This is a genomic window from Halocola ammonii, assembly GCF_049334165.1.
Classification (GTDB): domain Bacteria; phylum Bacteroidota; class Bacteroidia; order Flavobacteriales_D; family Sanyastnellaceae; genus JBEGHD01.
This window is the reverse complement of sequence record NZ_JBEGHD010000006.1, coordinates 56857-82201: the sequence shown is the minus strand read 5'-3', so window position 1 is coordinate 82201 and position 25345 is coordinate 56857. Positions and strand designations below refer to the sequence as shown.

The 25345-nt window shown below is 46.0% G+C and carries 19 protein-coding genes; 3 read left to right on the top strand and 16 right to left on the bottom strand.

Going from position 1 to position 25345, the window contains the following annotated elements:
* Positions 1–34: 34 nt before the first annotated feature.
* Genes ABHV44_RS07680 through ABHV44_RS07655 form a run of 6 tightly spaced genes read right to left on the bottom strand, consistent with a single transcriptional unit; the run spans position 35 to position 8729 of the window.
* Positions 35–1342, bottom strand: coding sequence for a quinol:cytochrome C oxidoreductase (locus ABHV44_RS07680; RefSeq protein WP_459074089.1), 1308 nt, complete (start codon positions 1340–1342; stop codon positions 35–37).
* A gap of 28 nt (positions 1343–1370) precedes the next feature.
* On the bottom strand, positions 1371–2057 hold the full coding sequence (locus ABHV44_RS07675) for a c-type cytochrome (RefSeq protein WP_459074088.1): 687 nt from the start codon (positions 2055–2057) through the stop codon (positions 1371–1373).
* A 14-nt stretch (positions 2058–2071) separates the two neighbouring features.
* Positions 2072–2620: a DUF3341 domain-containing protein gene (locus ABHV44_RS07670; RefSeq protein WP_459074087.1), complete on the bottom strand. Its 549-nt coding sequence runs from the start codon at positions 2618–2620 to the stop codon at positions 2072–2074.
* 40 nt (positions 2621–2660) lie between these two features.
* Complete coding sequence (gene nrfD, locus ABHV44_RS07665; protein ID WP_459074086.1) at positions 2661–4031, bottom strand: NrfD/PsrC family molybdoenzyme membrane anchor subunit; 1371 nt, start codon at positions 4029–4031, stop codon at positions 2661–2663.
* 16 nt (positions 4032–4047) lie between these two features.
* The gene (locus ABHV44_RS07660) at positions 4048–7293 is read right to left on the bottom strand and encodes a TAT-variant-translocated molybdopterin oxidoreductase (protein ID WP_459074085.1); all 3246 of its coding nucleotides are present in this window, start codon (positions 7291–7293) and stop codon (positions 4048–4050) included.
* A 20-nt stretch (positions 7294–7313) separates the two neighbouring features.
* Positions 7314–8729, bottom strand: coding sequence for a c-type cytochrome (locus ABHV44_RS07655; RefSeq protein ID WP_459074084.1), 1416 nt, complete (start codon positions 8727–8729; stop codon positions 7314–7316).
* Positions 8730–9017: 288 nt separating this feature from the next.
* Here ABHV44_RS07655 and ABHV44_RS07650 point away from each other — a divergent pair, with 288 nt between their 5' ends.
* Positions 9018–9572 carry an SPOR domain-containing protein gene (locus tag ABHV44_RS07650; protein WP_459074083.1) on the top strand — a complete coding sequence of 185 codons (555 nt, stop codon included), beginning with the start codon at positions 9018–9020 and terminating at the stop codon, positions 9570–9572.
* A 103-nt stretch (positions 9573–9675) separates the two neighbouring features.
* Here ABHV44_RS07650 and ABHV44_RS07645 read toward each other — a convergent pair whose 3' ends face one another.
* The 5 genes from ABHV44_RS07645 to ABHV44_RS07625 form a co-directional block, all read right to left on the bottom strand.
* Positions 9676–10269: a hypothetical protein gene (locus tag ABHV44_RS07645; RefSeq protein ID WP_459074082.1), complete on the bottom strand. Its 594-nt coding sequence runs from the start codon at positions 10267–10269 to the stop codon at positions 9676–9678.
* A 112-nt stretch (positions 10270–10381) separates the two neighbouring features.
* Positions 10382–13324, bottom strand: coding sequence for a translation initiation factor IF-2 (infB, locus tag ABHV44_RS07640; RefSeq protein WP_459074081.1), 2943 nt, complete (start codon positions 13322–13324; stop codon positions 10382–10384).
* 55 nt (positions 13325–13379) lie between these two features.
* Positions 13380–14615: a transcription termination factor NusA gene (gene nusA / locus ABHV44_RS07635; RefSeq protein ID WP_459074080.1), complete on the bottom strand. Its 1236-nt coding sequence runs from the start codon at positions 14613–14615 to the stop codon at positions 13380–13382.
* 6 nt (positions 14616–14621) lie between these two features.
* A complete protein-coding gene (gene rimP / locus ABHV44_RS07630) occupies positions 14622–15089 on the bottom strand; it encodes a ribosome assembly cofactor RimP (protein ID WP_459074079.1) in 468 nt (155 codons plus the stop codon).
* A gap of 204 nt (positions 15090–15293) precedes the next feature.
* Entirely contained in the window at positions 15294–16892 is a 1599-nt protein-coding gene (locus ABHV44_RS07625; RefSeq protein ID WP_459074078.1) for a toxin-antitoxin system YwqK family antitoxin, read from the bottom strand.
* A gap of 132 nt (positions 16893–17024) precedes the next feature.
* Between ABHV44_RS07625 and ABHV44_RS07620 the strand changes: the two genes are divergently transcribed.
* Together ABHV44_RS07620 and corA are read left to right on the top strand one after the other, a co-directional pair.
* A complete protein-coding gene (locus ABHV44_RS07620; RefSeq protein ID WP_459074077.1) occupies positions 17025–19883 on the top strand; it encodes a T9SS type A sorting domain-containing protein in 2859 nt (952 codons plus the stop codon).
* Between the two features lie 31 nt (positions 19884–19914).
* Positions 19915–21021 carry a magnesium/cobalt transporter CorA gene (corA, locus tag ABHV44_RS07615; protein WP_459074076.1) on the top strand — a complete coding sequence of 369 codons (1107 nt, stop codon included), beginning with the start codon at positions 19915–19917 and terminating at the stop codon, positions 21019–21021.
* A gap of 33 nt (positions 21022–21054) precedes the next feature.
* Here corA and ABHV44_RS07610 read toward each other — a convergent pair whose 3' ends face one another.
* From ABHV44_RS07610 to ABHV44_RS07590, 5 genes are all read right to left on the bottom strand, one after another.
* Entirely contained in the window at positions 21055–21423 is a 369-nt protein-coding gene (locus tag ABHV44_RS07610; protein ID WP_459074075.1) for a type II toxin-antitoxin system VapC family toxin, read from the bottom strand.
* Positions 21420–21635, bottom strand: a complete 216-nt coding sequence (locus tag ABHV44_RS07605) for a hypothetical protein (RefSeq protein WP_459074074.1) — start codon at positions 21633–21635, stop codon at positions 21420–21422. Before ABHV44_RS07605 ends, ABHV44_RS07610 begins: the two co-directional genes overlap by 4 nt.
* A gap of 98 nt (positions 21636–21733) precedes the next feature.
* Entirely contained in the window at positions 21734–23056 is a 1323-nt protein-coding gene (gene rodA, locus ABHV44_RS07600) for a rod shape-determining protein RodA (RefSeq protein WP_459074073.1), read from the bottom strand.
* The gene (gene mrdA / locus ABHV44_RS07595) at positions 23053–24867 is read right to left on the bottom strand and encodes a penicillin-binding protein 2 (RefSeq protein ID WP_459074072.1); all 1815 of its coding nucleotides are present in this window, start codon (positions 24865–24867) and stop codon (positions 23053–23055) included. Before mrdA ends, rodA begins: the two co-directional genes overlap by 4 nt.
* Positions 24864–25331, bottom strand: coding sequence for a hypothetical protein (locus ABHV44_RS07590; protein WP_459074071.1), 468 nt, complete (start codon positions 25329–25331; stop codon positions 24864–24866). Before ABHV44_RS07590 ends, mrdA begins: the two co-directional genes overlap by 4 nt.
* Positions 25332–25345: the final 14 nt, after the last annotated feature.

Below are 25345 nucleotides of genomic sequence, written 5' to 3'. Positions count from 1 at the left end.
TTTCTTCTTTCTTAATTCTTTCTTTCTCTACCTGTTAGATATGGTGGTTTTTACTTTCCTCCATATAAGGATTGTTCACTGGAACGAGCGGTGCCTTAGACAGGGCATTAAGCACCACGTGAATAAACAATCCGAGGAAACCGAGTGCTAGCCCGATCTCAAATAATCCGAACACGTTGTGGTCGTGCATTGTTCCAGGAATAATCATCAAATAAACATCTACGAAGTGACCAACAAAGATCAAGGTGGCCACAAACATGAGATAGTTGGTGTTTCTTTTTGCATCGCGCGCCATCAGGATAAAGAATGGAGCAGCGAAGTTGATCGCGAACATCAGGAAAAATGGCGTCATATAGTTGGCGTATCTCGTTTCGAAATAAACCACTTCTTCAGGAATGTTCGAGTACCAAATCAACATGTACTGTGAGAACCACAGATAGCACCAGAGCAAGCTGATGGCAAACATCCATTTACCCATATCGTGAATGTGTGATTCATTCACTTTCTGCAGGTATCCCTTTCCTTTGAGCCAAAGCACAAGTGACACTGAGAAAATCATAGTGGTCACCCACATTCCGGAAAATGCATACCAGCCGTACATCGTACTAAACCAGTGCGTGTCGATAGACATTAACCAATCCCAGGCAAGTGCCGATGAGAAAACGGCAAACAAAACAAGGAAAAGTGCAGAGCGCTTGAAAACAAGCTTGTGAATTCGCAGGCCTCCTTCTTCGTCTTCTTCGAGCGATTTCTTTCTAAACCATTTAGCGGCAAACCAGAAAATGGCGATGTAAATGATTGTTCTGATCCAGAAGAAAACATTGTTTAGGTAAGCGTGCTTTCCTGCAATGATGTGATCAAAATCAGGGTTTTCTACAACCGAAACACCAGCCTCCTGAGCTTCTTCCTTTTCCATGTAGTACTCAGGGTGATCGGTCTCCATGGTGCTTTCCACCACGTATTCCGAGTAAGTAGCCTCATCCATCCAGTGGTAGATGTGATTCCAGTGAAGTGATGCACCAACGAAAACGAAGATCAAAACAATTGACCCAATCGGCACGAATGCATACATCGCTTCAAAAATTCTCTTCAATTGAGCCGACCAGGCTACTTCCGCAGCATACTGCAACGCGTAAAAGAAGAGTGCTCCAAGAGCAATTCCGTAAAAGAAGAATCCATTGACCAACAAGTTGGCCCACCAGCGCATGTGGTGATATTCTTCGGGGTTCACCCAGCCTTCGGGAGCCGAATCGGTGAAGAAACCTACAATCAGGGCAACCAATCCGATGGCCATCAGGATGTAGGTAAATACTTTTGTCTTTGCTGGAAATGTAAAATTCATTTCTGGTCGCTCTTTAACAATATTCTAATTATTCACTTTCTGTTGATGCAGCCTCAGTATCGCCTTCTGCGTTAGCCTGAGCACCGTTTTCATCTATAGCAAATCCGTTTTCATCGAACTCTGGCGTTTCTCCGCTCATGAGTGTGCGCACATACTGGATCACGATCCAGCGCTCTTTTGGAGAAAGCTGTGATGCGTGTGAACCCATCAAACCTTTTCCGTAAGTGAGTGTGTGGTACATTTTTCCATCGGGAAGGCCCGCACGACTTTGATATGAAGGAACTACAGGGTACTTTCCACCCGCTTTCATTGTGATGCTTCCGTCTCCTTCTCCTCCTTCGCCATGGCACTGAATACAGAAAGTAGTAAAGATTTCCTGTCCTTCTTCGATGTATTCTTTCTTGGTTGGGAGTGGACTTTTCAGTTCCGCTCCAGCCGCCTCATAGCCATCAGTATTGTTCGGATAAGGATAAGGCATCTGAAATTTTGCTTCTTCCTCTGATGCAAATTCGATTGTTCCCTCTACAGGTTCTCTCGCAGACTGAGTTTCTGGATTATCATAATCCACATAAGCCTCAATTGCAGGTGAGCGATACATATCTGGCATGTATTCCACTCCAGGACTGTTTGGGTCATCGGTACAAGAAGCCAACACCAACACTGCAGCGAGTGCTACTGTAGTTCCGGCTTTTTTATGTCGATTCATCATTTTCATCTTTTCCGTTTCGATTATTCCTCGATATCCTCAATTTCCTTTACACTCAGTTCCATTAGTCCAGACTCCTTTAGCATCCCTTCGAGGGCTGACGAGTCGTGATTAGGATTTTCTTCGGTTGTGATTTCCATCACAAACGCATCATCAGTAGTTCTTGGATCCGGATTGCTAGCTGGCATACCTGGAAGCGTTCCGTTTCTCAATAAGTAAGTAATGGCCATACCATGAGCAGCACAGAGCACACTAAACTCAAAGGTAATCGGCACAAATGCCGGCAAGTTTTGAATGAGGGTAAAGTTTGGCTTACCACCAATGTTGGCTGGCCAATCGTAAATCATAAAATACCACATTCCCAAAAGGGCAAGTGTCATCCCTCCCATGGCATACATAAAGGAGGCAATGGCCAAACGCGTTCTTTTGACTCCGATGATGGGGTCCAATCCGTGAATCGGGAAAGGCGAGTACACATCTTTCACGTGCACACCTCCGCTCACGAGCTTCTCTGCGGCAGCCATGAGCGTCTGCTCATCGTCATACATCGCGTGTAATACTTTCTGCGCCATTTATCTAAGTTCTTTAATAACTATTAAATGCTCTGTTTAATTAATCTTTCTTCTTTTGAGCCTCACCGGTAACTTTCAAAATCGACTTCAACTCATTTAGTGCCAACACCGGGAAGAATCTCGCAAACAACAAGAATAGGGTCATGAAGATTCCAATTGTCCCCAGGAAAACTCCGATATCGATCGGTGTTGCGTGGAACATCGCCCATGAGGAAGGCACGTAATCTCTGTGGATAGAAGTCACGATAATCACGTAACGCTCGAACCACATACCGATATTCACAATGATCGACATGAAGAAAGTAAACATCAGGTTTCTTCTCAATTTTCTGAACCAGAAAAGCTGCGGACTCACTACGTTACAAGTCATCATGATGTAGTAAGACCAGGCGTAAGGTCCAGTTGCACGGTTGATGAATGCGTAAGATTCGTATTCAACACCTGAGTACCACGAGATGAAAAGCTCAGTGAGGTAAGCCACACCGACAATTGATCCCGTTACGATGATTACAATGTTCATGTACTCCACGTGCTTGATGGTGATGTAGTTCTCCAGTTTGAATGCCTTTCTCATGATGAGAAGGAGCGTTTGCACCATGGCAAAACCTGAGAATACCGCACCTGAAACGAAGTAAGGCGGGAAGATGGTGGTGTGCCATCCCGGAATTACTGACGTTGCAAAGTCCATCGATACAATCGAGTGAACGGAGAATACAAGTGGAGTTGCAATACCTGCCAAAACGAGAGAAACTTCCTCGAATCTGTTCCAGTGTTTTGCTCTTCCTGTCCAGCCAAAGCTGAGCATCGCGTAGATTTTCTTCGGAAGTGGCTTCACCATTCTGTCGCGAATAGTCGCAAAGTCAGGAAGAAGTCCGATGTACCAAAACACAAGTGAAACACTGAAGTAAGTAGTAATCGCAAAAACGTCCCAAAGGAGTGGTGAGTTAAAGTTGGGCCAAAGCGAACCAAATTGGTTCGGCAGTGGTAGCACCCAGTAAGAAACCCAGATTCTACCCATGTGGATTCCAGGGAAAGTAGCTGCCATGATCACGGCAAAAATTGTCATCGCCTCTGCAGATCGGTTAATTGCCATTCTCCATTTCTGGCGGAAAAGCAAAAGTACCGCTGAGATCAGCGTTCCCGCGTGACCGATACCAACCCACCAAACAAAGTTGGTGATATCCCAGGCCCAGCCTACAGTTTTGTTCAATCCCCAAACACCGATACCCGTACCGATCAGGTAGAGGATGCATCCCACACCGTAAAGTGCGATCAAACCAAAAATGGTGATTAGGAGATACCAAAGCTTCGGTGCTGGTGCCATAATTGGCGCCACAACATCATCTGTGATGTCTTTGTAAGTTTTGTCGCCCAGGATCAGGGGCTCTCTTATTGCCGCTTCTTTCTGCATTTTCTAGATCGGTTTTTTAGGCTTGATCACTTTCTTCAATATTTCTCACTTTGACCTGATAGTAAATATTAGGTCGCGTTCCAGTCTCTTCCAACATGTTGTAAGACCTTACATCAGCAGACTGATTGTTCACTGAAGATTTCTTGTCGTTGAGGTCTCCAAATGTGATGGCGTTGGTCGGGCAGGCATCTGCACAAGCAGTCTGAATCAGTCCGTCCGGCACTGGTGTGCCTTCTCTCTTCGCTTCCAACTTTCCTGATTGAATACGCTGAACACACATAGAGCATTTTTCCATTACTCCGCGTGAGCGAACTGTCACGTCTGGGTTCAATACCATTCTCATCAGGCTGTCTTGCGCTGGGTTTACTCCCTCAAACTTGGCGTAGTCCTGGTAGTTGAACCAGTTGAAACGTCTCACTTTATAAGGGCAGTTGTTGGCGCAGTAACGAGTACCGATGCAACGGTTGTAAGTCATTTGGTTAAGACCTTCATCACTGTGTGAAGTGGCCAATACCGGACAAACAGTTTCACAAGGAGCGTGGTTACAGTGCTGACACATCACAGGCATGAAAACCGTCTGAGGGTTTTCTGCTGGATCTTCCATCGCCTCGTACATGGAAATTTTACCCATGTCCTGCTCTTCTGCTTTCTCCTTGGTCATGTCCGAAGAGTAGTAGCGGTCGATACGCATCCAATGCATATCGCGGTAGCGTCTCACTTCGTCTTTACCAACAACCGGAACGTTGTTCTCAATGTGGCAGGAAGTCACGCAGGCACCGCATCCGATACAGCTACTCAAGTCGATGGCCATACCCCAACGGTGTCCAACTTCTTTAATCGCGTGCTCTTTCCACAAGTCGGCATTTGTAGCGCGTTGTCTATCCTGAGCAGTGATTTCTCCATCCCCATTCACGTCTTCGTGAATAGTGAGTGTTGGATATTCGTTGAATGAAGCTTGCCCTCTCGGCTTGTCTGATTCAGCTTTGTAAGTTGAGAAAGTTGTTTCTTTCACAACTGAATCTCGGCCCATAACAGTACCGTGAATCTGAACTGAAGCAAGTGGGTATGTCACTTCTTGCTTTTCCAGCTGAGCATTAACAGCGTGGTAAACAGGAAGGCCATTTATCATTGTTGCCATTGGGAAGACATTCTTTCCAATTGGCGCCATTTCTTTTTCTCCTGGAACGTATCCAGCGTTGTAATTCGGAGTGAAGTCCGCGTTTGTAAATGCCGCTTTTCCAATTTCCTCAAGTCCATCTCCACGACCGTAACCGAGGGCGATACCCACAGTTCCGCGCTTCTGACCTGGCTGTGGGTAAACCGGAAGAGTAACTTCTTTTCCGTTTACTGTCACTTTTGCCATGCTGGCGTACTCGCGCTCACTGATGTGGCGGTTGTAGCCAAGCTCATCGATGTCCGATGGCGACATGGTAATGTAGTTGTCCCACGTGAGACGAGAAACAGGATCTGGAAGCTCTTGCAACCACGGGTTGCTGGCCTGGTTACCAGTTCCGATTCCTACTTTTTGGTAGAAGGCAATTTCAAATCCTTCACCAGCCTGACTTGCTTTTTGGGCTGCAGCCTTAGAGGCCGCAATAGCATCGCCAGTAAATGCAATAGCCGCTGCCGCCTGTTGATCACCTTCTTCGGTGGCCATTTCTGTTTTGACGGGAGCGTTTTTCATCGTTCCTCTCAACACAGCCATGTTCCAGTCCTTGTCGGAGTTCATTTTGGCTTTTGTGTAAGCAGCGTTGTAATTCTTTCTAAGGTAAGTGTAGTAGTCTTCGTTGTTACCAGACCATTTCAGGAAGTTCTCCTGAGCCGGACGCGAATTGAACAACGGAGCAATTGTCGGCTGAGCCAAATCTACACGACCATTGTAAGGACTGAAATCGTTCCAGCCTTCGAGGAAGTGAGTGTCGGGAGCTTGAACCGCGCAGCGAGAAGCAGTTTCATCGCTGAAAAGGTTGAAGCAAGCTGAGTTTTTCACCTTTTCAAGTCCGGTTCTGAAAGCTTCAGTATCGTACCATGAATAAGCTGGATTGCATCCGTAGACAATCATAGTGTCCACAGAGCCGCTATTCATTTCACTTACCAACTGAGCTACTTTTTCGTCATCGCCTTTAAACAAGTTGATTGGATTGCTCAGGTCGATCGTAGAACCGTAGTTCCCTAGCTTGGCGTTGATCGCATTGACAAGTGTTTGAACTTGCGGATCGTTGCTTCCAGAAACAACGAGCGACTCACCTCTGGTGCTTTTCAAAGCTTCTGCCGCTTTGATGATCGCGTTTTCATTAAGTCCTGATGCATCTACAGAAGGACCACCTCCAACAGCGTTGAGAAGTGCTGCGGCAACTAATCCTTCCTGAGAAGGCTTGATGGCAGTTCTGTGATCGGCATTGGTACCGGTAAGGCTCATTACGGTTTCGAACTGGAAGTGCTTCGACATCCAGTCACCGTCAGGTTTTCTGGTTTTGGCGTACTGACCAACGTATTGGTTGTGCATCAACCAGTTTGCGAGAAAGTCTGCAGAAATGCTGACAATCGTTTTCGCTTTTGAAAAATCGTATTTCGGAATGCCATCCACACCGAAGTCGGCTTTATTGGCCTTTCTCATTCCAGCATAAGAAACCGCATCGTATTGAATATGCTCAGCGTTGTGAGCCTGCACGAATTGGTTAATCGCTTTTTGAGTAGTCGGGCTGGCAATTGAAGAAGTCAAAACTTTGATGTTGCCACCGGCCTGGAGTGCACTGCTCATGCGCTCGTCCACCTGCTGCCAGGTTGCATCCTGACCGTCAACCTTTGGCTGCTTCAGTCTTGCTGAGTCGTAGAGCGGCAAAATTGAAGAGTTGATTCGCGCATTGAGCGCTCCTCCGTCAATTCCATGCTCGCGATTGCTCTTGATGAGAATCGGACGCCCCTCGCGGGTTTTCACCAACAGGTTACCGTAGTCGCTTCCATCGTAGAAAGTAGACGCATAGTAGTTGGCAACACCGGGAGTGATCTCCTCGGGTTTGTTAACGTAAGGAATTGACTTGGTTACCGGAGTTTCGCAGGCAGCGAGTGTAGCAGCAGCCACACTAAAGCCCATAAACTTGAGAAAGTCGCGTCTTCCGGTAGAAGTCTCTTTCAATTTATCATCCGACAGGAACTCATCAACAGATTGCTCCTGAGGAAATTCATTTTCCATAGACTCTTTGAAGGCAGCCGTGTTATCCAGCTCCTCGAGTCCAGTCCAATATTTCTTTGTGTTTCCCATTGGGCGCTCTCAAAATTATTTTAGTAGTGACACTTGGCGCATTCCCATCCGCCCAGTTCTTTCACTGTAATTTTTTCGTCTTCGAGATATTTTCTCAATTCTTCTCTACCACGCTCGCTGTCTACCAGTCTGTCGTGGATTTCCTGATAGTAACCGTTCTCAGAATCGGCTACCTGTACAGAAGCTTTATTGTGACACTCAATGCACCAACCCATCGTGAGCGTTGGCTTAGAGAGTTCGATTGCTCCTTTAGTCTTGTTGTTGTCTTCTACTGGCGACACGCGACCTACAGTGTAAGTTTCAACCGGTCCGTGGCAGTTTTGGCATTCGAGGCCAGCCACTTCAACGTGCTGCGAGTGGTTGAAGTAAACGTGATCTGGGAGGTTGTGCACCTTCACCCACTTCACAGGCTTGGTTTCGTAGTCTTCTATATAAGTACCCATCTCCGGGTCGAAACCGATCGCGTCATAAATTTTTTGGATTTCTGCGGTAGCCTCATCGTTGTGACCTTTCTTAATACCAGTGTGGCAGTTCATACAGATATTCACTGAAGGAATTCCTGAGTGCTTCGACTTGCTGGCAGAGTGGTGGCAGTACTGGCAATCGATTTTGTTTTTACCAGCGTGCAACTTGTGTGAAAACTTGATCGGTTGCTCTGGGCGGTAACCAACGTAAACACCGATATCCATTGCTGCCTGATACGCAAGCACGAGAATAAAGACGGTGATAAAAAGGCCAACCAGAGAAACCGACACTCTGTTTTTCCAGGCCCATTTTTTGAATCTCACAAAGTAACCTTCGCTCGCTAGTGCCTCACCAGTCTTCTGCTGGTGCATGTAGGCTTGAATTTGTCTTCTGATTCCGGCTGCTGAAAGTGCGATGATCAGGAAGATGATTCCGAGGATGAGGAACCAAACACCGTAAGACGACTCTTCGTCATCCTCTGTGGTGTAGTCATCGTCCCATGCATACCAATCTTCTCCTCCACCGGCTGCCATATCTTCTCCACCACCTCCGTGGTCACCTTCGATCACCCAGGTGAGAATGTGGTTGATGTCTTCAGCGCTAACCGCTTGTGCCTGCATCATTCCAAAGCGCGGCTTGTATTCAGCCACCATGGAGTTCACGTACTGGTCACCGGCATTGAGTGCTTCGTTCGGATTCTGAATCCAGGTTACGATAAGCTCTTCTTTGCCTTCCCAGCGCTCTTCAATTCCTTCGAGCCCTGGTGCCGCAAGCACTTCTCCGGTTGGGTAGTGACAGGATGCACAGTTATTATTAAACAATGTCTCTCCCTTGGCCATGTCGCCACCAGTAAAAATACTGCCTTCGCCATCTTGCGCCAACATTGACGAAGAAGCAAAAATTGCAGTAACAACAAATACTGTGGTGAGTAGATTGGACAAGTTTAAAATCCAGGTTGGTCTATGGTTCATTTCTCGATACGGTTTCAGAACAACGTCCCTCATTTTCGCGCGCAAATTTAAGGGATAAATCAGTTTGGGTTGGTCAATTGTCACAAAATTGTCAACCTCGAATTTAATTTAAATCGATTCTAAATTGTGTTGAAGTCGGCAACTTTGAACAACTATCTGGACCTAAGCTCATCAACTGACGGTTACTCAAATTGTTTGCACGCGGCTTCAATTTCGAGCTAAAATAAGGCTTTTAAAATTTTACATTTGTTTGTCCGTTCATAGCTTATCAAAAAAGAAAATTGGATAATGAGAAACCTCTTATTAATATGTATACTCTTCGGGCTTTCGCTCGGAAATAACCTGCAAGCGCAAGACGATGACCCGTGGTGGAAAAAGCTCTTTAAGTCGGATGATACAGAGAACACCGATCAGCAGCAAGGAGACCAACCTGAAGAGAAAGAGTCTGTTTTGGACAACTACAAGCTGGGAGAAGAAGAAACTGCAGATGCCACCCTGCCTCGCTCTTTGAAAAGAGAACCGGGAAACATAAACTACAAAAAAGACTCGCGCATCGACAGCCTGAATCAGCGGATGATTAATGACCCCGCTGAGCTACGCGGGTTTAGAGTCCAGATTTTCTTCGGCAGTCTCGATCAGGCCAGAGAAGCCAGAGCTGAGTACATCAAGCTCGAACGGGATGACGATTGCTACCTTGAGCAAAGCCCACCCAACTTTGGCGTTAGAGTTGGTGATTTCCGTACCAAGGAAGAAGCCTACGAAGTTCTGGTTGAGTTGAAAAAGATTTACCCTTCGGCCTACATTGTCCCCGACAAAATTGAGCTTCCCAAGCTGCCGGAATAGAAATTTCAGCACTTAGATAAAACAATAAAGAGGTCTCAATGGACCTCTTTTTTTGTGACTTTATTTTACTGACAACCTGCTTCTTTTCTTTGAGAATGCTTTATTAAAACTTGTAGCCAAACTCTACATCAGAGATTACGATTGTACTGTCTACAATTGTATCCTGTACCACGGCATCGAGCAATCCTTCTACGTAAAAATCATCGAATTCCTCGATATGCTCAATGTTGGTAATTTCTAAACGAATTTCGCAAACTTGCCTTGCATTTAGATAAGTATTGTTACCATCTTCATCTAGAAAATCTTCATCATAATCTGAAAAAATGCACCACGGTCTCGATTGATCTGTCGTATCTGTAGAATAAAAAACTCCTTCTTGAAGTTGTGAAGTTTTACCAATATGAAGGGATTCGGCATCACTACAATTTTGGATCGTAAAAGTCATGTAGCCTTCTTCAAAATCAAGGAATCCACTTGGATAAAAAGTACCATAAATACTCACACAATTCCAACTTCCGTTGTACTGGAATTCTTCTCCATTTACCTTACCTGAAAAATAGGTGTCATAGTCATCTTGCTGGGTCTGCTCGTTTTCGTTATCATCAGGGGAGTCAATTTCCTTTTTACAACCAAAAAGAAAAAGGGCAAAAACTCCAAAAAGCAGCAATAGCTTGAAATGTTTGTGGATGTTTTTCATAATTAGCTTGTTCTAGTTTCTGAAAGATAAGGAAGTCTGAGAAATGCTATGGGTACAAACAAAAAAAGAGGCCCATCAAGGCCTCTTCTTTTAATATTTCTATAAACTGAGCTTACAGCGTCTGCTTCACTTCCACTTCTTCGTAAGCTTCGATGTGATCGCCTTCTTTGATGTCGTTGAACTTGTCTACGTTCAAACCACATTCGAAGCCTTTCTTCACTTCTTTCACATCGTCCTTGAAGCGCTTCAGTGATCCGAGCTCTCCGGTGTAGACCACAATGCCCTCGCGGATGACTCTCACTTTGCTGTTTCTTGTAATCTTGCCTTCGAGCACGAAGCAACCGGCAATGGTTCCGACCTTGGAGATCTTGAACACATCGCGGACTTCGGCAGTTCCCACCACCTTCTCTTCGATTTTTGCAGAAAGCAGACCTTCCATCGCTTTCTTCATCTCGTCTATGGCTGCGTAGATTACAGAGTAGTGTCTGATTTGAATTTCCTCTTTCTCTGCGAGTTTTCTGGCAGAAGCCGATGGTCTCACCTGGAATCCGAGGATAATGGCATCGGAAGCTGAAGCCAGCAACACGTCCGACTCGGTGATGGCACCCACAGCTCTGTGGATCACGTTCACCTGTACTTTTTCTGTGCTGAGTTTTTGGAGTGCATCGGTAAGTGCCTCAACGGAACCGTCCACGTCACCTTTCACAATGAGGTTAAGCTCCTGGAATTCTCCAATGGCGATACGTCTTCCGATCTCTTCGATGGTGATGTGTTTCTGCGCACGAACACCCTGCTCACGCTGCAGCTGCTGACGTCTGTTGGCGATGTTACGGCTCTCGCGCTCGTCTTCGAGAACGTAGAACTTGTCACCTGCATAAGGAGCGCCATCCATACCGAGAATACTCACCGGCATTGCTGGGCCTACTTCATCAACAGCCTGTCCTCGCTCGTTGTGCATGGCTTTTACTTTACCACTCCACTGACCGGCAAGCACCGGATCTCCAACTCTCAGCGTACCTGCTTCTACAAGCAGAGTAGTCACGTAGCCGCGACCAACATCAAGTGTGGCTTCGATTACGGTTCCGTGTGCTCGCTTGTCTGGGTTTGCCTTAAGATCGAGCAGCTCGGCTTCGAGCAATACTTTTTCGAGCAGGTCGTCTACGTTTTGCCCTTTCTTGGCAGAGATTTCCTGCGACTGGAATTTCCCTCCCCATTCTTCGAGAAGGATATTCATTTGCGAAAGCTCTTCGCGAATTCTATCCGGGTTGGCGTCTGGTTTATCAATTTTATTGAGTGCGAAAATCATAGGGATTCCCGCTGCCTGAGCGTGGTTGATGGCCTCCTTGGTTTGCGGCATCACGTTGTCGTCCGCAGCAATTACAATGATGGCGAGGTCGGTAACCTGAGCACCACGAGCACGCATGGCAGTAAATGCCTCGTGACCCGGAGTATCGAGGAAAGTGATTCTTTTTCCATTATCAATTTCCACATTGTAGGCTCCGATGTGCTGAGTAATCCCCCCAGCCTCTCCGGCAATTACGTTCGCCTTACGGATATGGTCAAGCAACGATGTTTTACCGTGGTCAACGTGACCCATCACCGTCACAATTGGCGGACGGGGCTGAAGATCTTCCGGATCGTCTTCTTCGACCTGAATTGCTTCCTGAACATCTGCAGAAACGAATTCTACGTCATAGCCAAATTCTTCGGCAATGATCGTAATCGTTTCGGCATCCAGTCGCTGGTTGATGGAAGCGAAAATACCGAGCGACATACAAGCACCGATAATGTCTGTTGGCGACTTGTCCATCATGTTGGCCAATTCACTAACAGTCACAAACTCGGTGAGCTTGAGTGTTTTTTCTTCTTCCTGCTGCTTTTGAGCTTCCTCTTCAGAACGCTGAGCCACAGCTTCACGCTTGGCTTTTCTGAGCTTGGAAGATTTCGATTTTCCGCCACCGCTAAGGCGTGCGAGTGTTTCCTTGATTTCTTTTTGGATGTCGGCTTCGGTAACTTCAGGTCTGTCCTGACCTTTCTTACCTCCTTTTTTGCCTTGTCCTGGTCCCTGTCCTTTGCGATCGCCCTGCTTGCCAACGTCAACTTTGGAGATGCGTTTACGCTTGCGTTTTTTCTTCGACTGTGTGTCTGAAGATGAAGCTACAGGCTTTTTCTTCTTGCGATCGTCCTTTGGAAGTTCAATTTTTCCAACTACGTTGGGACCGCTTAGTCTTGTAGTTCCAGCTCTGATCACCGAAGACTTCTCATCTTCAGCCTTTTTCTCGTCACTGGCTTTTTTATCAGCAGCTTCTTTAGCTTCCTTCTCGGCTTTGGCCGCTTTTTCAGCTTCGGCCTTTTCCTTCTCAGCTTTTTCTTTAGCTACTTTTTCGGCCTTCTTCTTCTCTTCGGCCTCTTTTTCTTTGTCTTTCTTCGACTTCTTGTCCGGACGCGTTTTTTGGTTGAGCTTGTTCAGATCAATTTTCCCAACTACGCGAGGGTTTTTCTCTCCTTCAGCAGCCTCCTCTTCGGCAATTGGCTCTTCGGGAGCCTCTTCCTTTTCTTCTTCCTTCTCTTCAGCTTTGCTCTCTTCAGGGACGTCTACTTCGATGATGTCAGCATCTGATTCTTTTTCCTTTTCGGGCTCATCAGATGATTCGGCAGACTCTTCTTCTTCTTCCACCTCTTCAGTGGTTTCTTCTGTGTCTGTCGTTTCGGCTTCAGTTTCTTCCGCTTCAGCTGCAGTCTCTGCAGATTCCACCTCTACTTCCTCTTCGTCTTCGTCCTCTTCGTCTTCTTCCACACCTTTCTTAGACGATTCGAGTGAAATGGTTTTTCTCTCTTCGCGTGTGAGGTTCGCTTTTTTGGACTGCTCTTTCAGTTTTTGATCTGTCTGAAATTGGTCCACAAGCTTGTCGTACACCTCGGGCTCAACCTTGGTATTGGGCTTAGCATCGATGTCGATTCCCTCTTTATTGAGGTAATCCACGATGGTGCTGATACCAACGTTCAATTCCCTGGCGGCTTTACTTAACCTTACTGCCTTTTTAGTTTCTGACATACAGTGTTTCTCTCTAAAGTTGTTTTCTGAGCTTGCGCTAAATATATCAATAATCTTATTCCAACTCTTCTCTCAGGATATTCAATACCGCCTGAACGGTTTCGAGCTCGAGATCGGTACGCGAAACGAGGTCGTTTTCGTCCAGCTCGAGGACGCTACGAGCGGTGTCGCAACCAATGGCTTTTAGCTCATCGATAATCCAGCTGTCAATTTCATCTGCAAACTCTTCCAAATCGACATCGTCAATTTCCGCATCGCTTTCGCGGTACACGTCAATCTCAAACTCCGTGAGCTTGCTAGCGAGCTTAATGTTGTGCCCACCTTTGCCGATTGCAAGTGAAACCTGATCGGGGCGGAGGAACACATCGGCCTTCATGTTTTCTTCATCGAGTGTGATGGAAGAAATCTTTGCCGGGCTCAAAGCTCGTGATATCAGCAACTGATTATTGGAAGTCCAGTTGATGACATCGATATTTTCGTTTTTCAATTCTCTCACAATGCTGTGGATGCGGGCTCCTTTCATACCCACGCAGGCTCCTACCGGATCTACTCTGTCATCGTAAGACTCTACAGCAACTTTGGCTCTTTCGCCTGGTTCTCTGACAATCTTCTTGATGGTGATAAGTCCATCAAAAACTTCTGGCACTTCCTGTTCGAAAAGTCTTTCGAGGAATTCAGGAGCTGTGCGCGAAAGGTAGATTTGCGGGTTGTTGTTTCGCATATCCACTTTGGCAACTACGGCTCTCACCGTGTCGCCTTTTTTGAAAAAGTCGGAAGGAATTTGCTGATCTCTCGGGAGGATGAGCTCGTTGTCTTCATCATCGATGATGAGCATTTCGCGTTTCCAAATTTGGTAAACCTCACCGGTGATGATTTCACCCACGCGTTCCTTGTACTTCTGGTAGATATGATCTTTTTCGAGATCGAGAATACGCGAAACGAGGTTTTGGCGCAAAGACAAAATGTTTCTGCGACCAAAGTCATTAAGTGTAATTTCCTCAGAAGCTTCCTCTCCAACTTCGAAATCCTCCTCAATCTTTTGCGCTTCTGAAAGTGCAATCTCGAGGTTTTCATCTTCTACCTCACCATCGGGAACAATCTCTCGGTTCCTCCAAATTTCGAGGTCACCTTTATCGATGTTGATGATAAAGTCGAAGTTTTCATCACTTCCGTATTTCTTGATGATCATTGCGCGGAAAACGTCTTCCAAAATGCGCATCATCGTTTCGCGGTCGATGCTTTTGAGTTCTTTAAACTCCGAGAACGACTCTACGAGATTTAGACCTTCCATGTCAATTTATTTAAACGAAATAACAACTTTTGTTTCCTTTATATTTTCAAATGGGATTTCGTGCTGACGCTCCACCCATCTTTTAGCCTTGCGGCCTTCTATGCGTTCCTTAGTTCTGGTCTCAACAGTGATCAGATTTTCGTCCACAGCTTTGAGCTCTCCCTGAATCTTTTGCTCGTCTTCGGTTTTTACAACAACCTGGCGGCCGATGTTTTTGCGATACTGCCTCAATACTTTCAGGGGTTGGTCGAGGCCGGGAGAAGACACTTTGAGTTCAAAGTCCTCCTGCTCTCGGTCCAGGTTCGATTCAATGTGTCGGCTAATGGCAATGCAATCTTCTATACTCGTGCTGGTGTCGCTGTCCAGCAGCACGGTAATCTGATTATTAGGGGTGACTTGAAGATCTACCACAAACTGGCTGGCAGGCTCTAATTTCTCCGCTATTAATTTTTCAATTGCTTCCTTACTGATCATTGATTCTTCACAGTAAAAAAAAGAGGGGATTTGATCCCCTCATTCTTATTCTCTGTTCAATTTTGCCGCAAATATAACACCTTTTAAGGAATTAGCAAGCGCAAAAATTCTTGTTCAGACTCTTTTTCAACTGAGTAAAAGCAGTGACAAAAAAAGCGACAGACTCCTCTTAAAAATTGGAGTTGTCTGCAGTCATTTTTTCAGTTAGCGCTTATCGAAGTGCTTGCCGACTTTAACCTTCACCACCTGGCCGTTTTCGTAGACAAAGTGCTGCTCGAGTTCGCGGGTTTTTTCGTTGTAAAGTTTGAAGTCACCATCCAGTCGATTTTTGGAGTACTCGGCTTCTTTGAGCACCTGCCCCCTTCTGGTGTAGGTGATGGACTTGCCTTCGCGAATTCCCTCTTCGTAGGTGATCATTTGCCTGGGCGAGCCGTTGGGGAAGTAGTAGGTCCACTCACCGTGAGGCACTCCGTTTTTGTATTCGCCTTCCTGCTGTTTGATTCCGCTGGGCTCGTAAAGCACCCATTCGCCATGTCGCTGTCCCTGGCTGTTGTAAGATCCTTTTTCGTGGAGCTGTCCATTTTCGAAGTAGTATTCCCAGTCGCCCACTTTTAGGTCGCCATCCCACTCGCCTCGGTAGTTTACCACACCGGATGGGTACCAACCTTCCCACTTGCCATCGAGCTCTCCGGCTGAGTACGAGCCGCGGTCTTTCATCTGGCCGTTTTCAAACCAGCTGGTCCACTCGCCTTCTTCGAGGCCGTATTCAAACCTTCCGGCCTGAAGGTCGCTGCCGTCTTCAAACCAGTAGTGCCAGTCACCGTGTTTTTTGCCGTTTTTGTAATCACCGGCTTTCCACTTTTGCCCTTCAAAATAATTGAACTCCCAGAAGCCTTCCATCTTTCCTTCCTGGTATTCTCCATGATAGTGGATGTTTCCGTTGGAATAGTAAAAAGTCCACTCCCCGTGTTGCTGGTCATTCACAAACTCACCAGTCATTTCTTCCTGGCCATTTTCAAAATACCAGGTCCACACGCCTTGCTTCTTTCCGTTTTCGTAAGTACCCTCAACCTCCGTTTGACCATCGGCATAATTCTTTTTGTACTCACCGTGAAATTCGCCTTTGTCGTTGTAGTTGATTTCTTCGTAAAGTGTGCCGCTTCGGTACCACTCCTTCCAGTTTCCGGATTTTTTGTTTTTAGAATATTCACCTAAAAACTGTCGATCGCCATTTGCAAAAAAGATCTCTGCCTTACCGTGTTTCAGGCCATTTTTGTAATCGATACTTTCTTTAATGGTGTCGTTTTCATAGCGCGAAATCCAGGTACCATCGCCCATTTCTATAAGCTCCTTGTCCTGCGGAGTGAAGTAACTCCAAAGGTGCATGAGCGAATCGGTGTATTGTTCCACCATCATGGTGTCGCCATCTGCATAGAAATAGTGCCAGTAGCCAACTTTTTCACCGAGGATGAAGTAACCTTTTTCTACCAGTTGACCTTCTTCGGTCCAGCTCTTCATGGCGTTGTCTTGTTTTCCTTTCACAAAACAACCCTCGTGCATTTTCTGCCCATTCTTAAAGTAGCGAATCACTTCACCATCGAGCTCTCCCTGATTGTAGTGGGCCACTTCCTTGAGCTGCCCGTTGGGATACCAGTACTTCCATTCCCCTTGCTCGAGTCCGTAGAGGTACCAACCCTCGGAACTTTTTTGGCCGTCTTCATAAAAATCAACGTAGTGCTGCTTTTGAGCCGACAGTGTGAAAGCTCCCAAAAACATGGCTACAATTAAGATGATCTGCTTCATTCGTTGTTGTTTTCGCTCCAAACTTACGCGGATTTTTCGACCTCACTAACGAGCTCAGTGAACGAAAATTTCAACCCTGGTTGTTGATAGTTTTCATTGTTAAGTCTTTAGACAGTCAATTGTGCTAAAAAAATGACTGAAGTGGATTGTGCGGTTTTCGTATTTTCGGAAGCGACTTTTGAAAAATTTACTTCAGAACCTCCGATGATGAAACGAACTGTACTCTCCCTGCTTTTTGTAGCTGCTCTGGCTACAGGCACATTCATTCTTTTGCAAGAAAACGACAATTCACAAAGTCCCACCGACCCCAACGGAGCAATGACCGAGGGACAGTTGAGCAACCCACACAGTAGAAAGGCCTTTGAGCTGGAACGATTGAAAGACCCAGCTACTGGAAAAATTCCTGAAAACATTAGAGCACGTGAATTGGCCTTTGCTAGCCGATTGCCCAAAAGAGCCGAGGGGCGAAGCTCCAGCTTGTCGTGGATTTCTCGCGGACCAAATAACAAAGGGGGGCGAACAAGAGCGCTGGCCATAGACATCACCAATGAAGAAGTAATGCTGGCCGGTGGTGTGACTGGCGGAATGTGGCGCTCTACCGATGGTGGCGAAAGCTTTGAAAAAGTGACTTCACCGGGCGACATCCACTCCGTTAGCTGCGTGGTTCAAGACACCCGCCCTGGACAGGAAGATACCTGGTACTACGGAACCGGAGAAGAATTTTACAGCGTAGTGAGTCCTTCGAGTTTTAGCTCACCAATGAGTGGTGACGGCATTTTTAAATCAACTGATGGTGGAGCTACCTGGAGCCCGCTCCTTTCTACCAGTTCTAACACGCCTCAGTCGACATTGGAAAATGGTAGCTACGACTTTGTTTGGAACATGGTTATCGATCACACCGACAACGAAAACGATGTGGTTTTGGCAGCGGTTTTTAACGGAATCATCCGAAGTGAAGATGGCGGAGACACCTGGACTCAGGTACTTGGCTTCAACGAATCGCCTTCGATTTTTACTGATGTGATGATTACGCCAGCAGGTGTTTTTTATGCCACCATTTCTGATGAAGGCAATGGCTCTGGGTTTTTTCGAAGCGAAGACGGAATTAACTGGGTAGACATTTCTGAAAACAATTTTGTGAGCTACCGAAGAGCTGTGATGGCTTACAATCCGCAAGATGAGAATGAAGTTTACTTTTTGTGGGAAGGTCCGTCAACAGAAAACTCGATTAACCACAACCTAAGAAAGTACACATATCTGACAGGCGATGGATCTGGTGAAGACGGAACCTGGGAAAACCTGTCAGCCAATTTACCACAAGAAGCCTGTATTTTGAATATCGGAAGCGACTTCGATTTCGGAACGTTCGGCTCTCAGAGCTCCTTTGACCTATGCATGACTCATCACCCCACGGAGGAAGATGTGCTCTACATTGGCGGAAGAAATATTTTCAGAAGCACCGATGGATTTACTTCACCGGATAACACCGAATGGATTGGCGGATATCGTTGTAACGAAGCAAACCCAATCGATTACTCCTATCCCAACCACCACAGCGATCAGCATCGCATGGTCTTTTTACAATCCAACCCTGACGTGATGTACTCGGCTAACGATGGTGGAGTTTATCGAACTGACGATGCCATGGCAGACTCGGTGAGCTGGACGAGCCTAAACAATGGCTACGTGACTACCCAATTCTACACCGTGGCTCTGGAGAGAGGAATCGCCACTTCAGATTTTGTTATGGGCGGAATGCAGGACAATGGAACCTGGATTACAAACTCCATGATGGTGGACCAGGACTGGAAAGAAGTACATGCTGATGACGGTTCTTTTTGTGCCATTCCCGAAGGCAGAGACTTCGTGATCTCCAGCAGTCAGCGCGGGAGGATCTACAAAAAAGAACTCGATGAAAATGGAAACCTTGTAGGTACAGAAAGGATCGATCCACAGATTTCTCCTTCGATGCTTTTTATCAACCCACTTATGCTCGATCCCCAAACTAACAACCACCTCTACCTGGTAGCAAACAGAGCTATCTGGAGAATGGATAATGTGAGCGAAATCGAAGTTACAAACAACTACGTAGAAGCGATTGATAACGATTACTGGAATCAGCTTTCGGAAAGCCAGCTTCCATTTGGTTCTGGAAGAATCACATCGTTGGATATTCCGAAGGTGCAAAACTCAACTATTTACTACGGAACTAATGCCGGAGGAGTGTGGAAGCTCGAGAATCAGTTTGACTCGGAAAATGATGAACAGGTAGAACTGGACAATGAGCCTTTCCCGCCAAACTCGTGGGTGAGCGCCATTCAGGCTAATCCCCTGGATGCGGATGAAGTGATTGCTTGCGTTTCGAACTACAACGTACCGTCAATTTTTCACTCGACTGATGGAGGTGAAACTTTTATAGATGTGAGCGGAAATCTGGAAGAAAACCCAGATGGAACTGGTGCCGGCCCTGCTGTTTACTGGGTAGAAATATATCCTACTGAACCTCAAACTTATTTTGCTGCAACCAGCATTGGTCTTTTCTCTACCGATAATCTCGATGGTGCAAATACGACCTGGGTTCAGGAAGGTCCGGAGACCATCGGAAACATTGTAGTGAACATGATCGACAGTCGACCGTGGGACGGTGCTATTGCCATTGGAACTCACGCCAATGGGATTTTCACTTCCACAACCGATCCCGTGCCAACGATCGGAGTAAACGAGAGCCAGCCTTTTGCTGCCAAGGCTCAGGCGTACCCAAATCCATTTACCGAATTCATCAACTTTGAATACGAATCGGCTACAGCCGGAAATACAAAACTGGAAATCTTCGACCTCAACGGAAGAAAAGTTGCCACGGTAACCGACAGAAATGAAGAGGCTGGCAAACACAACCTCAGATGGTCGCCTAAAGACGTGGAAAAAGGAGTTTACTTTTACAAATTGCAAGTTGGCAACAGCCAAAAAAGTGGTAAGGTTATTTACCGCTAAGTTGCAGAATGAAAAAATGACTATTCGCTAAATGGCAGCAAGAAAACTTAGAGTTCCAAAGAAGATTCCTCTGAGGAACCGCAAGGCCAAAAAGAAAAGGATCAATAAAACCGGAATGCCCCCGGGAACCCTCATTTATCAGGGTACCGAACCGGTTAAGCCGCTTACCATCCAAACCATGAGTTACAGCGAAGGCCACATCGAAGAAGACGGATCTTCGACAGTGGAGGAATGTCTGTCGCTGAAAAAATCGGATCGAAAAACCTGGTTTAACGTGATCGGTCTCAGTGATGTAGACTCACTAGAAAAGATGGGAGAGAGTTTCGGAATTCACCGTCTTGTGCTGGAGGACATTCTCAATACCGAGCATAGTCCCAAGGTAGAGGTATTCGAACACTATTTATTTTTTACCCTGAAGATGATCAGCCTTGGTGAAGACAAGGCCGTGGAGTCCGAGCAAGTGAGCATAATTCTAGGCGAAAACTACGTGATTTCATTTCAGGAAAAAGAGGGAGATGTTTTCGAACCCGTTCGGGAGAGGCTAAGAGCCAAGAAAGGCAAGATTCGTTTGCGCGGAGCCGACTACCTACTCTACGCTCTGGTGGATGTGATTGCCGACAACTATTTTACAGTGATCGACACCTACGGAGACATTCTTGACGAGCTGGAGGACGAAATATTCAACGACCCCAGAGAAGAGCACCTGCAAATCATTCAGCAGACCAAGCGCGACCTTATCAAACTTCGTAAGTCAGTCTTCCCTTTACGAGAGTCTGTCATGTTTCTGGAGCGCAACGATAGCGCTCTGGTTAGCAATGAAACCACACCCTTTTTTCGCGATGTCTACGATCACATTTTGCATGTAACTGACTCTATTGAAAACTTTAGGGAACTCAATACCGGCTTAAAGGACATCTACCTCTCAAGTCTTAGCATTAAGATGAACGAAGTGATGAAAACGCTTACGATCATCGCCACTATTTTTATTCCGCTCACTTTTGTTGCAGGTGTTTACGGAATGAATTTCGAAAACATGCCTGAGCTGAGTTGGGAGTATGGCTACCTCGCAGTGTGGATCGTGATGTTGGTCATAACCGTTTTGATGGTGATCTATTTCCGGAGAAAAAAATGGTTTTGAGTTTTCGAAAAACTCAATAAACGCTCTTTAAAATTAAAAGTACCTTAAGACTTGAGAATCATCGGTTATTAACTCGATTGACTTTGTCTTACATTGAGAAATAATTAATCTGTCAAAAGGGTCCTGGTGGTGAAACGGCAGCGTCAAAAGGGTTTCCAGATCGTGGTGGTCAAACTCGAGAATCTCAAATCCCTTTTCTGTCAAGAAGTCTCTCAAGTCTGATAGACTTCCATTAATCTTTAACTTTCCAATGCTCAATTTGATGGCAATTTCCCACAAACTTGCGTTACTCAAGTAAATAATATTCGAAACATTCTCAATTTTGACTTTCGTACTTTCTTTTATCCTGCTATCTCCTGAAATATACCAAAGTAAAATGTGAGTGTCTATTAAAAACTTCACTTTCGATAGTCGTTAAATGAGTCAAGTGGTTCGTTAAAGTCATCAGATATTTCTTCGATTAGGTGCTTTCCAGAACCAAAAATCTTCTCTTTCGAATTTGCCTTTTCCGGATTCAGCCTCTTTTTTAAGGCCAGCAATTTATCTATTGCTTGCTTATCTTTCAATTGGCTAATCCAATCTATAAGTTCAACTTTGACTGAGTCAAGATTCATCGCAAAACATTATTAATCTGATTATCAAAGATACAAGAATTCATGGAGTTCCTTTTTAAGGGAGTTTACAGCTTTTTGAGAGAGTTCTTTAGATAGAACTACCTGAAAACTTCCAACCGTTCACTATCCAAACGGAGCATGATAAAAAGCAGCATAGTGAACCCGATAATGGACGATCCTCCGTAACTAAAGAACGGCAGAGGAATACCGATTACAGGAACCAGTCCGATTACCATCCCCACGTTGATCATGAGGTGCATGAAAAGAATTGATGCTCCACAGTAGCCGTAGACACGGGAGAATTGAGAACGTTGCCGTTCGGCAATGAAAATCAATCGCAAAATCAGCGCGATATAAAGAATAATAACAAACGAACTCCCCAGAAAGCCCCATTCCTCGCCTACAGTGCAAAAAATGAAATCGGTGCTCTGCTCAGGTACGAAATTAAATTTGGTAAAAGGACCTTCGAGGTAGCCCTTTCCAGAAAAACCTCCAGAGCCGATGGCTGTCTTCGACTGCTTCACATTATAACCAGCACCTTGCGGGTCTTCGGTGATGCCTAGCAAAACCTCAATTCGCTTTTTCTGGTGCGGCTGCATCACTTTCTCAATGGCGATATTTACCGAGGAAGAGAAGACAATTGCCAGTACTACAGAGACAATCACAATGGTCGTGTTTCGCCTTCGAAATCTGGGTAAAACCAGCCACCTCACCAGCATCACACCGACCACCCCGATAGCTGCCAAAATCCCCAGCAGGACATAACTTCCTTCCACCTGTCCAAGAAGCAAGAGATCAAAACTTGTGTAACTCATCAGGATCGAAAGAACTCCGAGCACGATGCCGGCTATTCCAACAATCAAAATGTTTCCGGAAAACCCTTCGCGATAAAGCGGGAGGATAAATGCAGTAAAGACGAGTACTGTTCCTGTATCGGGCTGCAGCAGAATGAGTCCAGCGGGTATTGCAAAAATCAATACTGCTCGGGCACGGACAGAAATCGACCTGAACCTCGACCCTGAAGAACTGACAAACCACGCCAGCATGAGGCTGGTGGCCATTTTGGCAAACTCCGATGGCTGCAGTCCAAAACCGCCAATTCTAAACCAGGCTTTATTCCCACCTACTTCTTTACCGAAAAACAACACAAGCACCAGCAGTAAGAGTACGGCCAGGTAGACAGGTATCGAAAGCCTTCGAAGAAACTCGCCTTCTACGAGCAAGATCAATAGACCGACAGCCACGCTCACACCAATCCACAAAAATTGCCTTCCGTACTCTTCAGACAGAGAGAAGATATTGGTGACCTCGGGGTTGAAACTGGCGGAATAAATATTCAGCCAGCCAGCCAGTACGAGCCCCAGGTAGAGGAAGATCGTCAACCAATCGAGTTTGTCGTATGCCAGTGCTGTTCTTTTCAATAATCTAAAAATTTAGCATCCAGGATGCGCTGCTCCTTGGCTGGATTCGAAATAGAGTCGGTGAGGTATTTTTCCATCATGAGACTCGCAATTGGCGCTGCCCAGGTTCCTCCAAACCCTGCATACTCTACATAAACTGCTATTGCAATCTGAGGATCGTCTTTTGGCGCAAAAGCCATAAAAACCGAGTGGTCGGGACGCGGTTCGTTCTGCACCGTCCCTGTTTTTCCACAAACTTCGATTCCATCAATGCGAGCTCTCCTTGCAGTTCCGCTAGGGTCAGAAACCACTCGTTCCATTGCATCCACTACCACATCAAAGTGCTTGCGATCTACAACTGTGTATTGCTTTTTCTGATACTCTTCGCGCTTTGCTCCCTCCTCCTGAATTTTGCGCACCAGGTGAGGCGTATAAAAATACCCTCTGTTCGCTATGATTGCAGCCAGATTTGCCATCTGAATCGGAACGATTCCAAGCTCACCTTCGCCAATGCTAATCGAATAAATCGTGCTAAAAGCCCAGCGTCTTTCGCCATAAACTCTATCGTAGTAGTCGACTCCCGGAACGAACCCCTCGTGCACACCTGGGATGTCTACCTGAAGTGCTCGCCCCAATCCAAAACTTTCAATATTCTCTTTCCACCGAGCCAGCCCGATGCGACTATCAGAAAAAATATTGTCGCGTTCGCCAGACTGAATCATTCGTTTGGTCACTTCGTGAAAGTAGGGGTTGCACGAGTGAATGATAGCGTGCTCAAGATCGTCATAACTGTGTGCACCATGGCATCCGATGATATTTCTATTGCATCTGATCCTTGTGCTTTCATAAATTGTTTCCGTTTGAAGTGCAACCAGCGCCTGAATCATCTTGAAAATTGAGCCGGGTCGATACTGCCCCATAATGGCGCGATTGTAAAGCGGGCTCAAAGTGTCTTCCTTAAGTCGCATGTAGTTTTCACCGCGATTTCGCCCTACTAGCAAGTTCGGATCAAAGGACGGACTGGAAACCATGGCCAGAATCTCACCAGTGGATGGCTCAATTGCTACAATACTTCCTTTTTTGTTTTGCATTAATCGCTCACCGTAATATTGCAATTCGGCATCGATGGTTGTCATCAGGTCACTCCCAGACTGTGCGATAGTATCGAATTGACCTTCAGCAAAAGCTCCCTTTTCGTTGTTGAGCACGTCAACCAAAACAAATCGTGCCCCGCGCTTCCCGCGGAGTTCCTCCTCGTAGGTTTTCTCTATTCCGTTCTTTCCAATATAATCTCCGGGTTTGTAAAATGGATTTTGTTCAATTTCTCTCTGACTCACTTCGGCAATGTCGCCCAGCAAAAGCGGACCAATCGGGTAGGGATAATTTCGAAGTGTACGTGGCTGTCCGTAAAAGCCAGGGTATTTGAAAAGTTTTTCGCTAATCCTGGCGTATTCTGTCGGAGGAATTTGCTTAATAAAAATGGATGGCCGGTAAGGAGCATTGGGTGGTGAAACCGCTCGTTCGTAGCGTCTGTCAAACTCTGCTCTTGTGATATTCACGAGTTGGCAAAACTCCACTGTGTCCATTTCTTGCATGTTGCGCGGCAAAATCATGAGATCGTAAACAGCCTTGTTAGACACGAGCAGTTTACCCTTGCGATCGTAGATCAAACCGCGAGACGGATAGATCGTAATCTTGCGCTCGGTCATCTCAGCGGCTTTACCTTTCCAGGTGTCATCCACCACCTGCAGGTAGTAGAGACGCACCAAAAAGATCACCGCGATTGAGAGCACAATGGCAATGATGACGTATTTCCTATTGTCTAAGTTCATGATCTTCTCCTCGACTTAGGTCGAAAACTCAGGTATTGAATAATGACCATTATTATCAGCGTAGCGGCTGCACTGGAAATTGCCTGAAGGAGGGTGATAAAAAAGTTGCTGAACCTAAATATCTCTACGTAGAACAACCATAGGTGGTGAGCCACCGTGATGATTCCTGCAAAGGCCAGATACCAACTCAAGCCCATTTCCTGCACAGTCGGCAATTGCCCAAATTCGTATCCATCGCGAGGAGCGAGCACACGAAGCACTAACGGCTGAATGAATCCGATAAAGACACACGCTGAAGTGTGCATCCCCAGAGTACTGCTAAACGTGTCAACCAAAACACCTGTAGCGAACGCGATAAAAAGCACGGCCGTGCGAGGAGTTTCAACCGGGAGCATCAAAATTGCGAAGATGTAGATGTAAGGATTTACCCACCCATTAAATAGGTTGAGCTGATTAAAAATCAAACCCTGGAGCAGAA